Source organism: Mycolicibacterium grossiae (genome assembly GCF_008329645.1).
GTDB classification, from domain to species: domain Bacteria; phylum Actinomycetota; class Actinomycetes; order Mycobacteriales; family Mycobacteriaceae; genus Mycobacterium; species Mycobacterium grossiae.
In genome coordinates, this window is record NZ_CP043474.1 from 500689 (window position 1) to 514323 (window position 13635).

A 13635-nucleotide genomic window follows, 5' to 3' on the forward strand; every position below is an offset into this window, starting at 1 on the left:
TCTCCTCGCCTCGTCGCTACTAGCTCTGTGCCGCAGCGTGTTTGGCGTGCACGTCGTCGGCGGCACGTTCCTCGGTCACGTCCTTGGCCCAGCGGTAGTCGGGCTTGCCCGCCGGGGAGCGCTTCACCTCGTCGACGAGCCAGAGGCTGCGCGGCACCTTGTATCCCGCAATCTCCTGGCGCACGAACGCATCCAGGTCCGCCAGCGTCGGCCGGGCGCCCTCCCGCGGATGCACCACGGCGGCGACGTGCTGGCCGAACCGCGGGTCGGGGACGCCCACCACGAGCGCGTCGAAGACGTCGGGATGCCCCTTGAGCGCGGCCTCCACCTCTTCGGGGTAGATCTTCTCGCCGCCGGAGTTGATCGACACCGATCCCCGACCCAGCATCGTCACCGTGCCGTCGGCCTCGACTTCGGCGTAGTCGCCGGGGATCGCGTACCGCACGCCGTTGATGGTGCGAAACGTCTCGGCGGTCTTCTTCTCGTCCTTGAAGTAGCCGACCGGAATGTGGCCGCACTTGGCGATGATGCCGCGCGTACCCGAGCCCGGCACCACCTCGTTGCCGTCCTCGTCGAGCACCTTGGTGTTCTTGTCGATGGTCACGCGCGGGCCACCGGTGTGCGACTGTCCCTTGGCGACCACGCTGGTGCCGCCGAAGCCGGTCTCCGAGGACCCGATCGAGTCGGTGATGATGCGGTTGGGCAACAACTCGAGGAACTTCTCCTTGATGCTGGTGGAGAACAGCGCCGCGGTGCTGGCGAGCAGGAACAGGCTCGACAGGTCGTAGGTGTTACCGGCGTCCTGGTGGGCGAGCAGCGCATCGAGCAGCGGCCGCGCCATCGCGTCACCGGTGAAGAACAGCAGGTTGACGCCGTGCTTCTCGATGGTGCGCCACACCTCGTCGGCGTCGAATTCCGGCACCAGCACCACGGTCTGGCCGGAGAAGAGCGACATCCAGGTGGCGGACTGCGTGGCGCCGTGGATCATCGGCGGGATCGGGTAGCGGACCATCGGTGCATTGGCCGCGGCCTGCTTGGCGAGGTCGTACTCGTCGGCGATGGGCTCGCCGGTCGCGAAGTCCGTGCCGCCGAACAGGACTCGGTAGATGTCCTCGTGGCGCCACATCACGCCCTTGGGGAATCCCGTGGTTCCGCCGGTGTACAGCAGGTAGATGTCGTCGGCGCTGCGCGGCCCGAAGTCGCGCTCGGGTGCGCCCTGCTCGAGAGCGGCCCCGAACTCCACGCCGCCGTAGCGCTGGTAGTCGTCGTCGGACCCGTCCTCGACGACCAGGATCGTCCTGACGTTGGGCGTCTCGGGCAGGACGTTGGCCACCCGGTCGGCGTACCGGCGCTCGTGGACGAGCGCCACCATGTCGGAGTTGTCGAAGAGGTACTTCAGCTCGCCCTCGACGTAGCGGAAGTTGACGTTGACGAGGATCGCGCCGGCCTTGACCGTGCCCAGCATCGCGATGACGATCTCGATGCGGTTGCGGCAGTACAGGCCGACCTTGTCGTCCTTTCGGACACCCTGGTCGATGAGGTAGTGGGCGAAGCGGTTCGCCTTCTGCTCCAACTGGGCGTAGGTGAGCGTCTCGTCCCCGGAGATGAGGGCGATGCGGTCAGGCACGGCGTCGATGGCGTGCTCGGCGAGATCGGCGATGTTCAGGGCCACGGCTCTAAACTAGAACGTGTTACATTTCGAGACAAGTCGCTGTCTTCGACGATGAAAGGCGGACATCCGTGAGCACACCCGACAAAGGTCCCGACGCCCTCGTCGAACAGCGAGGACACACCCTCATCGTCACGCTCAACCGACCCGAGGCGCGCAATGCGCTGTCGGGCGAGATGCTCTCGATCATGGTCGAGGCCTGGGACCGCGTCGACTCCGATCCCGAGATCCGCACCTGCGTCCTGACCGGTGCCGGGGGGTACTTCTGCGCGGGCATGGACCTCAAGGCCGCGAGCGCGAAGCCGCCGGGTGACTCGTTCGCCGATGGCAGCTACGACCCGTCGCGCATCGACGGGCTGCTGAAGGGTCGTCGTCTCACCAAGCCGCTGATTGCCGCCGTCGAGGGGCCCGCGATCGCCGGCGGCACCGAGATCCTGCAGGGCACCGACATCCGCATCGCGGGCGAGAGCGCGAAGTTCGGCATCTCCGAGGCCAAGTGGAGCCTGTACCCGATGGGCGGCTCGGCCGTGCGCCTGGTGCGCCAGATCCCCTACACGATCGCCTGCGACCTGCTGCTGACCGGACGGCACATCACCGCCGCCGAGGCGCTGTCCTACGGGCTGATCGGCTACGTCGTGCCCGACGGCAGCGCCCTGGACAAGGCACTCGAGATCGCCGAGGTGATCAACGGCAACGGGCCGCTGGCGGTGCAGGCGATCCTCAAGACCATCCGCGAGACGGAGGGCATGCACGAGGAGGCGGCCTTCAAGCCGGACACGGCCAACGGCATCCCGGTGTTCCTGAGCGAGGACGCCAAGGAGGGCCCGCGGGCGTTCAAGGAGAAGCGGGCGCCGAACTTCCAGATGAAGTAACCGTTCCGCCGCAAGCGTGCGGCGTCATCCGCGACGCGCCACGTCGAGCGCACGTATCCGCACGCTCGACGCTGGGCGGTGTCAGGGGTGTCAGGACACGCGCGCGGTCGGCGTGAAGACCACCGGCATGGACTCCAACCCGCTGACGAAGTTCGCCGGGCGCAGCGGCAGCATGTCCTCGTCGGCCAGGCGCAGATCCGGCAGGCGCTGCAACACCCTGGTCAGCATGATGCGCAGCTCGAGGCGCGCCAGCTGGTTGCCCAGGCAGAAGTGCGTGCCGAACCCGAAGGCGACGTGGTTGTTGGGGCTGCGGTCGATGCGGAAGTTCTCCGGGTCGCCGAAGACCGCCTCGTCGAAGTTGGCCGACTCGAACATCAGCATGAGCTTCTCGCCGGCGGTCAGCGACGTGCCGTGGAACTCGGTGTCCGCGGTGAGCGTGCGGCACATGTTCTTCACCGGCGAGGTCCAGCGCAGCATCTCCTCGATCGCTCCGGGCAGCAGGTCCTGATCCGCTGCCAGCCGGTCCCACTGATCCCGGTGGCGCAGCGCCTGTTCCGTGCCGCCGGACAGGGTGTGCCGGGTGGTCTCGTCGCCGCCGATGAGGATCAGCAGCGTCTCGAAGACGATCTCCTCGTCGGCCATCCGCTGTCCCTCGACCTCGGCGTTCACCAGGATCGAGAACAGGTCGTCGGTCGGCTCCGCCCGCCGCTTGGCGATGACGTCCATGGTGAACGCCGTGTAGGCGGCGAAGGTGTCCATGAGCTTCTGGATGGCCTGCTCGTCGACGGTCGAACTGAGCCCACACACCAGGTCGTCGGACCACCGCAGCAGCATGTCGCGTTCCTGGGGCAGCACGCCCAGCATGTCGCCGATGACGGCCATCGGCAGCGGTGCGGCGATGTCGCGGACGAAGTCGCACTCGCCGCGCTCGCACACCGCGTCGATCAGGGTGTCGCACAGCCGCTCGATCGACGGCAGCTTGTCCATCACGCGCTTGCGGGTGAAGCCGGAGTTGACGAGCTTGCGGCGCAACAGGTGTGCGGGATCGTCCATGTCGATCATGTAGGGCATGCCCGGCTGGTCGGGCCGGATGCCGCCGGTCGACGAGAACAGCTCGGGGTTGCGTTCGGCGTCCAGCACGGCGGCGTGCGTCGTCGCCGCGGCGAGGCCGTTGCGGTCACGGAACACCGGCGAGTTGGCGCGCATCCACGCGTAGGCCTCGCGGGCGCCACGGTCGGCGTAGAAGTTTCCGTCGGCGAGGTCGACGTCGAGGGCGGTGGTGGTCACGGGATCTCCTTGGCGTCGGCGAAGGTCATTTCGACGTTGGTGGCGGAGCCCGAGAACAGGGCCCGCTTCGGGAAGCCGAGTGCGGCGAGTTCGCGGGCGTACGGGTGGTTGCCGAGCCGGACGGTGGCACCGCCGGGCCGGTAGCGCACGCCGCTCAGCGCCATGTGGCCCGCGGTTTCGCGGGTGACCCCGTCGAGGTGCGAGTAGGTGGAATGCACCCGGGGCGCCGAGGTGAATCGCGACGGCACGGGGATGCCGGGCGCGAAGTCCATGCCGACGGCGAACCGTCCATCGATGGTGGTGTCGAACGAGAAGCGTCGCCCATCACGAACGGTGAACTCCGCCAGCACCTTCGGGTATCCCCAGATGGTCCGGCCGGCCTCGAGGGTGAAGGACTGATCGACCGGCAGGTGATGGATGAAGGCGCCCGCGGACTGAAACGCCCGCAGGCCGCTCGCGTCCGACCCGGGCGGATTCACCATGACGTTGGTGCCGTACTCGAGGTAGCGGCCGAGGTCGCCGTCGACGTACTCCATGAGCATGAGCACCGCGACGGCCCGATGCGGCCGCAGGCGGCACACCCGCAACCCGCTGTAGTCGATCATGCGCTGCGCCGCGTCCGCGTCGACGGAGAACATCGCCACGTGCTGGGTGGCAGTGCGGATGCGGACGGGCATCGTCACGGTCTGGCCGGCGATGCGGTATTCCGACGGCGGCGCGGCGGGTGTGGGCTGGCTCACGCCCCAAATCTAGAACGCGTTCTAGACACCTGGCAAGGAAGTGTCTAGTCGCGTGTCAGACGAGTGCAGCCAGGTCGCGGATCTGCTCGGACGAGCGCGCCCCGACCACCATCATCGTGACGCCGGACGCCTCCCACGCCTTGATCTGTTCCTTGACGAACTCGAGGTCGCCCACGATGGCGGAGTCGTCGACGAGTTCGTCCGGGATCACCGCTGCCGCCTGGTCCTTGCGGTCGCTGCGGAACAGCGCGGTCACCTCGTCGACCACCTCGGAGTAGCCCATCCGGCGGTAGACGTCGGCATGGAAGTTGGTGTCCTCGGCGCCCATGCCGCCCATGTAGAGCGCGAGGTGCGGCTTCATTAGCTCCATCACGCCGGCCCGGTCGTCGGTGACCACCACCTGGGCCGTCGCACAGATCTCGAACGTCTCGCGCGTGCGGCGTGCGCCCGGGCGGGCGAACCCCTCGTCGAGCCACTCGTTGTACATGTCGGCGATGCGCGGCGAGTAGAAGATGGGCAGCCAGCCGTCGCAGATCTCGGCGGCCAGCGCGACGTTCTTGGGACCCTCCGCGCCCAGCATGACGGGGATGTCGGCGCGCAGCGGGTGGGTGATGGGCTTGAGGTTCTTGCCGAGACCGGTGGTGCCCTCACCGGAGCGCGGCAACGGGTAGTGCGGGCCGTCGCTGCGCACCGGGGCTTCGCGCGCCCACACCTGACGCAGGATGTCGACGTACTCGCGCGTGCGGGCCAGCGGCTTCGGGAACGTCTGGCCGTACCAGCCCTCCACCACCTGCGGCCCGGAGACGCCGAGGCCGAGGACGTGCCTGCCGCCGGACAGGTGGTCGAGCGTCAGTGCCGCCATCGCGCACGCCGTCGGGGTGCGCGCGGAGAGCTGGATGACCGACGTGCCGAGGCGCATGCGGGTGGTCTCGCGCCCCCACCACGCCAGCGGGGTATAGGCGTCCGAACCCCACGCCTCGGCGGTGAAGACGGTGTCGAAGCCGACCTCCTCGGCGGTCGCGACGAGTTCCGCGTGGTTGGTCGGTGGCTGTGCGCCCCAGTACCCGAGCTGCAGACCGAGCTTCATCGACGCCTACTTTCCCGGGCACCAGGACCCGTGGTTGCCACGATTCTTAGAACCTGTTCTACTCGATGCCGTGAGTGCCAGCCAAAGCAGCCCGGCCAGTATCGATGAGCATCAGCCGCCCCTTTCGGCCCCGCTGAAACTGTCTTTCGACTACACCCGTTCAGTAGGTCCCGTCCTTGGCCGCTTCTTCACCGAACTCCGCGGACGACGCGTCGTCGGCGTGCGCGGCTCGGACGGCCGAGTCCTCGTGCCGCCTGCCGAATTCGATCCGGTCACCTACGAGCGGCTGACGGAGATCGTACCGGTGGACAGCGTCGGCACGGTGCTGTCGTGGACGTGGCAGCCGGAGCCGCTGGAGGGCCAACCGCTGCAGCGCCCGTTCGCGTGGGCGCTCATCCGGCTCGACGGCGCGGACACCCCGCTGCTGCACGCCGTGGACGCCGGCTCGGCCGAGGAGATCAGCACCGGTGCACGCGTGCGCGTGCACTGGGCCGACGAACCGGTCGGCGCCATCACCGACATCGCGTACTTCACGCTGGGCGACACCGCCGAGGACGTGCCCGATGCGACGGCCGACGAGCGCGACCCGGTCACCATGCTGGTGGTGCCGACGTGGATCGAGATCCAGCACACCGCGTCGCTGCCGGAGAGCACGTTCCTGCGGGGGCTCGAGCAGGGCAAGCTACTGGGGGCGCGCACCGCCCGTGGCCGCGACGGACAGCCCGGCAAGGTGTACTTCCCGCCGAAGGAGGCCGATCCGGCCACCGGGCTCGCACTCGACGAGTTCGTCGAGCTGCCGGACAAGGGCACCGTCACGACGTTCGCGATCATCAACATTCCATTCGCCGGGCAGCGCATCAAGCCGCCCTACGTCGCCGCCTACGTGCTCCTCGACGGCGCCGACATCCCGTTCCTGCACCTGGTCACCGAAATCGAGGCCACCGAGGTGCGGATGGGCATGCGGGTCGAGGCGGTGTGGAAGCCCCAGGAGGAGTGGGGTCTCGGCATCGACAACATCGACCACTTCCGGCCCACCGGCGAACCCGACGCCGACTACGAGACCTACCGCCACCACCTGTAGAGGAATGACTGTGACCGATCGCGATGTCGCGGTGGTGGGGTTCGCCCGCGCCCCGCACGTGCGCCGCACCGATGGCACCACCAACGGCGTCGAGATGCTGATGCCGTGCTTTCACCAGCTGTACTCCGAACTCGGCCTGAAGCAGACCGACATCGGCTTCTGGTGCTCCGGGTCGTCGGACTACCTTGCCGGCCGGGCCTTCTCGTTCATCTCGGCCATCGACTCGATCGGCGCGGTGCCGCCGATCAACGAGTCGCACGTCGAGATGGACGCGGCATGGGCGCTGTACGAGGCCTACATCAAGATCCTCACCGGCCAGGTGGACACCGCGCTGGTGTACGGCTTCGGCAAGTCGAGTGCGGGCGTGCTGCGCCGCATCCTGGCGCTGCAGACCGACCCCTACACCGTCGCGCCGCTGTGGCCGGACTCGGTGTCCCAAGCCGGCCTGCAGGCGCGCTTCGGGCTCGACGCCGGGAAGTGGACCGCCGAGGACATGGCGCAGGTGGCGCTCGACTCCTTCGCCGTGGCCGAGCGCACCGACCGGGAGCCGCCGGCCAGCAGCATCGACGAGTTGCTCGACCGGCCGTACTTCGCGGATCCGTTGCGCCGTCACGACATCGCGCCGATCACCGACGGCGCGGCGGCGATCGTGCTGGCCGCCGGCGACCGCGCCCGCGAGCTGCGGGAGCGACCGGCGTGGATCTCCGGGATCGAGCACCGCATCGAGACGCCGGTGCTGGGCGCACGCGACCTGACGACGTCCACGTCGACCGCGGCATCGGCCGCGGCGGCCACCGGTGGCGACGCCGGCTCGATCGAGGTGGCCGAACTGCACGCGCCGTTCACCCACCAGCAGCTGATCCTCACCGAGGCCATCGGCCTGGGCGGTGACACCCGGGTGAACCCCTCCGGTGGCGCGCTCGCGGCCAACCCGATGTTCGTCGCGGGCCTGGAGCGGATCGGCTTCGCCGCGCAGCACGTCTTCGACGGCTCGGCGCAGCGGGTGCTCGCCCACGCCACCAGTGGTGCTGCGCTGCAACAGAATCTCGTCGCCGTGCTGGAAGGAAAGTAGTCATGGCTGGACGCAACGCCGCCGTCCTCGGGACGGGTCAGACGAAGTACGTCGCCAAGCGACTCGACGTGTCGATGAACGGCCTGGTGCGCGAGGCGATCGACAAGGCGCTCGCGGACTCCGGCTCGACGTTCGACGACATCGACGCCGTCGTCGTCGGCAAGGCACCGGACTTCTTCGAGGGCGTCATGATGCCCGAGCTGTTCATGACCGACGCCGTCGGCGCCACGAACAAGCCGCTGATCCGCGTGCACACCGCCGGATCCGTGGGTGGGTCGACGGCCGTCGTCGCGGCGTCGCTGGTGCAGTCCGGCAAGTACCGCCGCGTGCTGGCGATGGCATGGGAGAAGCAGTCCGAATCCAATGCCATGTGGGCGTTGAGCATCCCGGTGCCCTTCACCAAGCCGGTCGGCGCCGGAGCGGGTGGCTACTTCGCCCCGCACGTGCGCGCATACATCCGCCGCTCCGGCGCCCCCAACCACATCGGCGCGATGGTGGCGGTGAAGGATCGGCAGAACGGCGCGAAGAACCCGTTGGCACACCTGCACCAGCCGGACATCACGCTGGAGAAGGTGATGGCGTCGCAGATGCTGTGGGATCCGATTCGGTTCGACGAGACCTGCCCGTCGTCCGACGGTGCGGCGGCCATCGTCATCGGCGACGAGCAGGCCGCCGACGCCCGCGTCGCCGAGGGACATCCCGTGGCGTGGATCCACGCGACGGCGCTGCGCACCGAACCGCTCGCGTACTCCGGTCGCGACCAAGTGAATCCGCAGGCCGGGCGCGACGCTGCCGCGGCGCTGTGGCGTGACGCCGGGATCACCTCCCCGATCGACGAGATCGACGTCGGCGAGGTCTACGTCCCATTCTCCTGGTTCGAGCCGATGTGGCTGGAGAACCTGGGCTTCGCCGCCGAGGGCGAGGGCTGGAAGTTGACCGAGGCCGGCGAGACGGCGATCGGTGGCCGGATCCCGTTCAATCCGTCCGGCGGCGTGCTGTCGTCCAATCCGATCGGCGCGTCGGGCATGATCCGGTTCGCCGAGTCGGCCATCCAGGTGATGGGCAAGGCCGGCGACCACCAGGTGCCCAATGCCCGCAAGGCACTCGGCCACGCGTACGGCGGCGGGTCGCAGTACTACTCGATGTGGGTCGTCGGGGCCGACAAGCCGGGGGCCTGAGCCCCGCCGTACTCGTCACACTCGGGGCGGCGGAGGCGTCGGGGGCCTTCGCCGCTCCGCTCAGTCGCCGAGGATGTTGTCCCGCAGCGTCTTTCCCGGGTACCGCGTGCGGTAGCGGCCCCGGCGCTGCAGTTCGGGCACCACCAGGTCGACGAACTCCTCGAAGCAGCCCGGCGTGTAGGTGGCGAGCAGCATGAACCCGTCCGCGCCGCCGTCGTCGAGGAACTCCTCGAGCTGGTCGGCGACACTCGTCGGGGCGCCGATCACCTGCGGCATCGAGAAGCGGAAGGCGTAGGTGTCTGCGGCCTCGGCGATGGTGACCGCATCGCCGGCGCCGGAGGCCACCAGCGCGTCCTTGACGCCCTGGATACCCGGTACCGGGATCTCGTCGAGCGGCGTGCGCGGGTCGAACGTCGAGAAGTCGACGCCGAGCTGACCGGATAGCATCGCCAGCGACGCTTCCGGTCGCAACAGCGACCGCAGGTACTCCGCCTTCTCGTGCGCCTCGGAATCCGTCGAGCCGACGATCACCTGAGCGCCGTAGTAGAGCTTCACCGTCTCCGGATCGCGGCCGGCCTCGCCGACGCGCCGACGGATGTCGTCGGAGTAGGCGCGCATCGACTCGACCGTCGGCTGGATCGCGAAGACGGCCTCGGCGATCGACGCGGCGAACGCCCGGCCCTGCTCGCTGGCGCCCGCCTGCCACAGCACCGGCCGGCCCTGCGGTGATGGCGCCACGAAGTGCCGCCCGCGACAGCGGAAGTGCTTGCCCTCGAACACCACTTCGCGGATCTTCTCCGGGTGCGCGTACACCCCGGTGGCGCGGTCGGCGACGATCGCGTCGGGCTGCCACGAGTCCCAGAGTTGGCAGCACAGGTCGACGTACTCGGCGATGCGCTCGTAGCGGACGGAGCGGTCGGGCATCTCCTGGCCGTAGGCGGCGAACTCCGACGGCGAATAGGAGCCGACGATGTTCCAGGCGATGCGGCCGCCGGAGAGGTGGTCGAACGTCGACAGCCGCCGCGCCATCGAATAGGGATGCTCGAACGCCGTCGAGAGCGTGATGCCGACCCCCAGATGCGTCGTCGCACCCGTGATGATCGGCGTCAGCGCGGCCGGCTCGTGCGTCGGGGCCTGCACCGCGTAGCGCATCGTGGCGTCCGAGGAGTCCTCGAACGAGTTGTACGGCGCCAGTTCGTCGGCGAGGAACACCGCGTCGAAGAGTCCGCGCTCCAGCGTCCGGGCCAGGTGCTCCCAGTACGCCGGCGCGGCGTAGTCCCAGCCGACCTTGTCGAGCGGGTGACGCCACATGCCCACCGAGTGACTACTCACCCCGTGCTGCATGAACGCCAGGAAGTGTGCCTGCCGCGTCAGCTCAGTACTCCTGGAGGCTTTCCCGGAGCGTCGTGCCGGGGTAACGGGTGCGGAAGCGGCCGCGGCGCTGCAGTTCGGGCACCAGCAGCTCGGTCATGTCGTTGAAGCAACCCGGCGTGTCGGTCGCCAGCATCATGAATCCGTTGCAGCCACCCTCGTCGACGTACTGCTCCATCTGGTCGGCCACGTCTGCCGGCGTGCCGACCGCGACCGGCGCGCCCATCGACACCCCGTAGATCTGGGCGGCCTCGCGCACCGTCACCGGAGCGCCGTCCTTCGCCTCGAGGATCGCGTCGAACAGGCCGCGGATGCCCTGCACGTCGGCATCGACGACGTTGTCGTCGAGATCCAGGGTGGAGAAGTCGAACCCGGTGTGGCCGGAGAGGATTCCCAGCGCGCTCTCGATCTGGACCTTCTCGACGAACTCGGCGTAGCGGTCGTTGGCGCGCCCCTTGTCGCGGTCGATGATGGTCTGCAGCCCGTAGATCAGCTTCACCGACTCCGGATCGCGGCCGGCGTCGCTGGCCCGGGTGCGGATGTCGTCGGCATAGGCCCGCATGCTCTTGGGCGTCGGGAAGATCCCGAACACGGATTCGGCGTGCTTGGCGGCGAATTCGCGGCCCTGCTCCGACGATCCGGCCTGCCACAGCACCGGTCGCTTCTGCGGTGACGGGGCGACGAAGTGGCGGCCCTTGGACTGGAAGAACTCGCCCTGGAAGTCGACCTCGCGCACCTTGGCCGGATCGGCGAAGACCCCGTTCTCCCGGTCGTAGACGATGGCGTCGTCATCCCAGGAGTCCCACAGCTGATACAGCAGCTGCATGTACTCCTCGACCACCTCGTAGCGCTTGTCGCGCGGGGTCAGGTTCTCCTTGCCCATCGCCTGGAACTCGCTCTTGGAGTAGGACGTGACGATGTTCCAGCCGACCCGGCCGCCGGTGAGGTGATCCAGCGTCGAGAGTTGCCGGGCCATCATGTACGGCGGCACGAACGAGGTCGACAGCGTGATGCCGATGCCGAGGTGCTGGGTGAAGGCGCCGACGATCGGCACGACGCTGGCCGGTTCGTGCACCGGACACTGCCCGGCGAACTTCACGACGGGATCGGAGTTGCCCTTGTAGGTGGTGTACGGCGCCAACTCGTCGGCGATGAACATCGCATCGAACAGGCCGCGTTCCATGGTGCGGCCGAGATCGCGCCAGTACTCCGGGCGCGACCAGTGGTAGCCGACCTTGTCGCGGGGGTGGGCCCACATCGTGGACGCGTGGTTCATCACGCCGTGCTGGACGAACCCCAGCAGGTGCATCTTCGTCTTGTCGGTCATGTGGTGCTCCTGCGGTCGATGAGGAAGGCGGTGGCTACGGCCACCGCGGAACCGATCGCGAGAACCGCGGGGATGTACCAGAACACGCTGCTCACCCCCAGCAGCGCGATCACTGCGGTGGACACCGCGACGGCGCCGAGCGCCTTCCAGGTGAAGGTGTTCGCGTCGCCGATCTCGTCGGTCGACAGGTCGTCGGGCCGACCGGATTCGGCGAGCGCGAGTACGTCGCGGCGCACCCGGAAGAACGCCTGCACGCCGAGCGTGACGTAGGCGGCGCCGACGACGACGCCGACCACGACCGCGATCCAGAACGCGATCATCGGACCGGATCCGGATCGCCGGCGCGCGCCTCGGCCACCTCGGCCGGCGCCTCGGTCAACGCCTCGCCGCGTCCCCGCAGTGACGCGAAATCGAATGTCTGCCTGGACAACAGGCTGATGCCGACCGCGGTCACGAGTGAGATGGCCTCCAGGGTGACGATTCCTTGCAGTTCCCCGACGTACTGGCGCACGGGGTAGCCGACGGCGATGGCCAGTACCAGGCTGGTCACGAATGCCGTGGCGGTCATGCGGCGCCAGAAGATGGCCAGCGCCAGCGGGATGATGAGCGCCGCCTTGAGGAAGTACACGGTGTTCACCAGCTCGACGTAGTCGATTCCGGAACTGACGACGATGCCGCCGATGACGCCGGCGATGATGATCGAACTCTTCGTCCAGCGAAACAGCGACTTCTGCGCGATGTCGGGCTTGGCCCGCTTGAGGATGTCGACGGCCACCACCGACGACAGGGCGGAGAACGCCCCATCGATCGAGGAGTAGCAGGCGTTGAGGATGATCAGCACGTACAGCGCCACCAGGATGATCGGCAGCCCCAGGTGGCTGACGACGTACGGGCCGATGCCGCCGGGGCCGGCGCTGCCGAGGTCGTCGACGTCGACGCCGAAGCCCAGCCCGACCAGGCCGAGCAGGCCCAGCACGATCGGGATCGGGTAGAACCACATGCCCGCCCATACGAAGGTGCGGCCCATGGTCGCGGGCTTGAGCGCCCACGCCTTCTGCCAGAACGTCTGATCGGCCATCGTCGAGGCGAGCAGGCCCAGCGACAGCGAGATACCGAACCCGGCCGCGGCCTGACCGTCGAACGCGTTCAGGGTGTTCGGGCCCGCCTCACCGACCTTCTGGAACACCAGTTCGGGTCCGCCGACCTTGGCCAGGACGTAGAGCACGACGATCGCCGCGGGCACCGTGATGAGCAGGGTGTTGAACGTCGCGGTGATCGCCGAGGTCCACAGGCCGCCGAAGTAGGAGTAGACGGTGACGGTGGCCAGCGTGATGACCAGGACGACGGTCGGGTTGATGCCGAAGACGACGCCCATCACCAGCACCACGCCGAACAGGTTGATGAAGATCTCGGCGAGCAGCCCCAGCAGCATCGCGATCAGCGCGATGGTGGTGGCCGGCTTGTTCTGGAAGCGCTCGCGGATGAACTCGACGATCGTGTAGCCGGCGGGCATCTGCCGGCGCAGCCGCAGGGCGAACGGCACCATCACCATCACGGCCAGGCCGTTGGGCACGACGAACCAGATCAGCCCCGAGGTGCCGAAGGAGAAGGCCTGCGCCGAACTCATCATCACTGCCATCGACCAGGTCCACACGGCGATGACGGAGCCCACGCCGAAGCCGAAGCCGATGCGGCGGTCGGCGATCACGAAGTCGTGGGTGTTCTTGACCATCGAGCGGACGGTGAAGGCCACGGCGAACATGAAGGCGCCCAACCCGAGCATGAGGACGAAGCCCAGTACGGGAGAGAGATTGGATGGGTGGAACACACGGCCTCCTGCGACCACGACGAGCGCGAGCGGCCTCGCGCGCGCACGGCAGCGCATCGTCGCGGCTGCCGGACCGCGAAAGCCTGGCATCGCACCGACGTGGCAGGAAGCCTTCGGATCACC

General features: G+C 68.4%; 12 protein-coding genes. 4 read left to right on the top strand and 8 right to left on the bottom strand.

The window, feature by feature from the left end; all coding sequences use genetic code 11:
* Window positions 1-19: 19 nt before the first annotated feature.
* A complete protein-coding gene (locus FZ046_RS02510; RefSeq protein WP_070354221.1) occupies window positions 20-1672 on the bottom strand; it encodes a medium/long-chain-fatty-acid--CoA/3-oxocholest-4-en-26-oate--CoA ligase in 1653 nt (550 codons plus the stop codon).
* A 68-nt stretch (window positions 1673-1740) separates the two neighbouring features.
* On the opposite strand from FZ046_RS02510, the gene FZ046_RS02515 reads away from it, so the two are divergent.
* Entirely contained in the window at window positions 1741-2541 is an 801-nt protein-coding gene (locus tag FZ046_RS02515; protein WP_070354222.1) for a crotonase/enoyl-CoA hydratase family protein, read from the top strand.
* Between the two features lie 90 nt (window positions 2542-2631).
* On the opposite strand, the gene FZ046_RS02520 is transcribed toward FZ046_RS02515, so the two are convergent.
* From FZ046_RS02520 to FZ046_RS02530, 3 genes are all read right to left on the bottom strand, one after another.
* Window positions 2632-3828 carry a cytochrome P450 gene (locus tag FZ046_RS02520; RefSeq protein WP_070354223.1) on the bottom strand — a complete coding sequence of 399 codons (1197 nt, stop codon included), beginning with the start codon at window positions 3826-3828 and terminating at the stop codon, window positions 2632-2634.
* Window positions 3825-4505 carry an acetoacetate decarboxylase family protein gene (locus FZ046_RS02525; RefSeq protein ID WP_070354264.1) on the bottom strand — a complete coding sequence of 227 codons (681 nt, stop codon included), beginning with the start codon at window positions 4503-4505 and terminating at the stop codon, window positions 3825-3827. Before FZ046_RS02525 ends, FZ046_RS02520 begins: the two co-directional genes overlap by 4 nt.
* A 118-nt stretch (window positions 4506-4623) precedes the next feature.
* Complete coding sequence (locus tag FZ046_RS02530) at window positions 4624-5655, bottom strand: LLM class F420-dependent oxidoreductase (RefSeq protein ID WP_070354224.1); 1032 nt, start codon at window positions 5653-5655, stop codon at window positions 4624-4626.
* A 70-nt stretch (window positions 5656-5725) separates the two neighbouring features.
* Here FZ046_RS02530 and FZ046_RS02535 point away from each other — a divergent pair, with 70 nt between their 5' ends.
* Genes FZ046_RS02535 through FZ046_RS02545 form a run of 3 tightly spaced genes read left to right on the top strand, consistent with a single transcriptional unit; the run spans window position 5726 to window position 8986 of the window.
* Window positions 5726-6736 (top strand): Zn-ribbon domain-containing OB-fold protein, encoded by a 1011-nt coding sequence (locus FZ046_RS02535; RefSeq protein WP_070354225.1) that lies wholly within the window; start codon window positions 5726-5728, stop codon window positions 6734-6736.
* Window positions 6737-6740: 4 nt separating this feature from the next.
* On the top strand, window positions 6741-7808 hold the full coding sequence (locus FZ046_RS02540; RefSeq protein ID WP_070354226.1) for a thiolase family protein: 1068 nt from the start codon (window positions 6741-6743) through the stop codon (window positions 7806-7808).
* Between the two features lie 2 nt (window positions 7809-7810).
* Complete coding sequence (locus tag FZ046_RS02545) at window positions 7811-8986, top strand: thiolase family protein (RefSeq protein ID WP_070354227.1); 1176 nt, start codon at window positions 7811-7813, stop codon at window positions 8984-8986.
* 60 nt (window positions 8987-9046) lie between these two features.
* Here FZ046_RS02545 and FZ046_RS02550 read toward each other — a convergent pair whose 3' ends face one another.
* The 4 genes from FZ046_RS02550 to FZ046_RS02565 are packed head-to-tail and all read right to left on the bottom strand — an operon-like array spanning window position 9047 to window position 13512.
* The gene (locus FZ046_RS02550; protein ID WP_070354228.1) at window positions 9047-10330 is read right to left on the bottom strand and encodes an LLM class flavin-dependent oxidoreductase; all 1284 of its coding nucleotides are present in this window, start codon (window positions 10328-10330) and stop codon (window positions 9047-9049) included.
* Window positions 10331-10361: 31 nt separating this feature from the next.
* Window positions 10362-11684 carry an LLM class flavin-dependent oxidoreductase gene (locus tag FZ046_RS02555; protein ID WP_070354229.1) on the bottom strand — a complete coding sequence of 441 codons (1323 nt, stop codon included), beginning with the start codon at window positions 11682-11684 and terminating at the stop codon, window positions 10362-10364.
* Window positions 11681-12004, bottom strand: a complete 324-nt coding sequence (locus FZ046_RS02560) for a hypothetical protein (RefSeq protein WP_070354230.1) — start codon at window positions 12002-12004, stop codon at window positions 11681-11683. The genes FZ046_RS02555 and FZ046_RS02560 overlap by 4 nt, the downstream gene beginning before the upstream one ends.
* Window positions 12001-13512 carry a sodium:solute symporter family protein gene (locus FZ046_RS02565; protein ID WP_176749593.1) on the bottom strand — a complete coding sequence of 504 codons (1512 nt, stop codon included), beginning with the start codon at window positions 13510-13512 and terminating at the stop codon, window positions 12001-12003. The genes FZ046_RS02560 and FZ046_RS02565 overlap by 4 nt, the downstream gene beginning before the upstream one ends.
* Window positions 13513-13635 lie beyond the last annotated feature (123 nt).

Bases quoted from the DNA above. Each gene is read 5' to 3' on its own strand.
- FZ046_RS02525 (WP_070354264.1), bottom strand. From the start codon at position 4,505: ATGCCCGTCCGCATCCGCACTGCCACCCAGCACGTGGCGATGTTCTCC.
- FZ046_RS02530 (WP_070354224.1), bottom strand. From the start codon at position 5,655: ATGAAGCTCGGTCTGCAGCTCGGGTACTGGGGCGCACAGCCACCGACC.
- FZ046_RS02540 (WP_070354226.1), top strand. From the start codon at position 6,741: ATGACTGTGACCGATCGCGATGTCGCGGTGGTGGGGTTCGCCCGCGCC.
- FZ046_RS02545 (WP_070354227.1), top strand. From the start codon at position 7,811: ATGGCTGGACGCAACGCCGCCGTCCTCGGGACGGGTCAGACGAAGTAC.
- FZ046_RS02550 (WP_070354228.1), bottom strand. From the start codon at position 10,330: ATGCAGCACGGGGTGAGTAGTCACTCGGTGGGCATGTGGCGTCACCCG.
- FZ046_RS02555 (WP_070354229.1), bottom strand. From the start codon at position 11,684: ATGACCGACAAGACGAAGATGCACCTGCTGGGGTTCGTCCAGCACGGC.
- FZ046_RS02560 (WP_070354230.1), bottom strand. From the start codon at position 12,004: ATGATCGCGTTCTGGATCGCGGTCGTGGTCGGCGTCGTCGTCGGCGCC.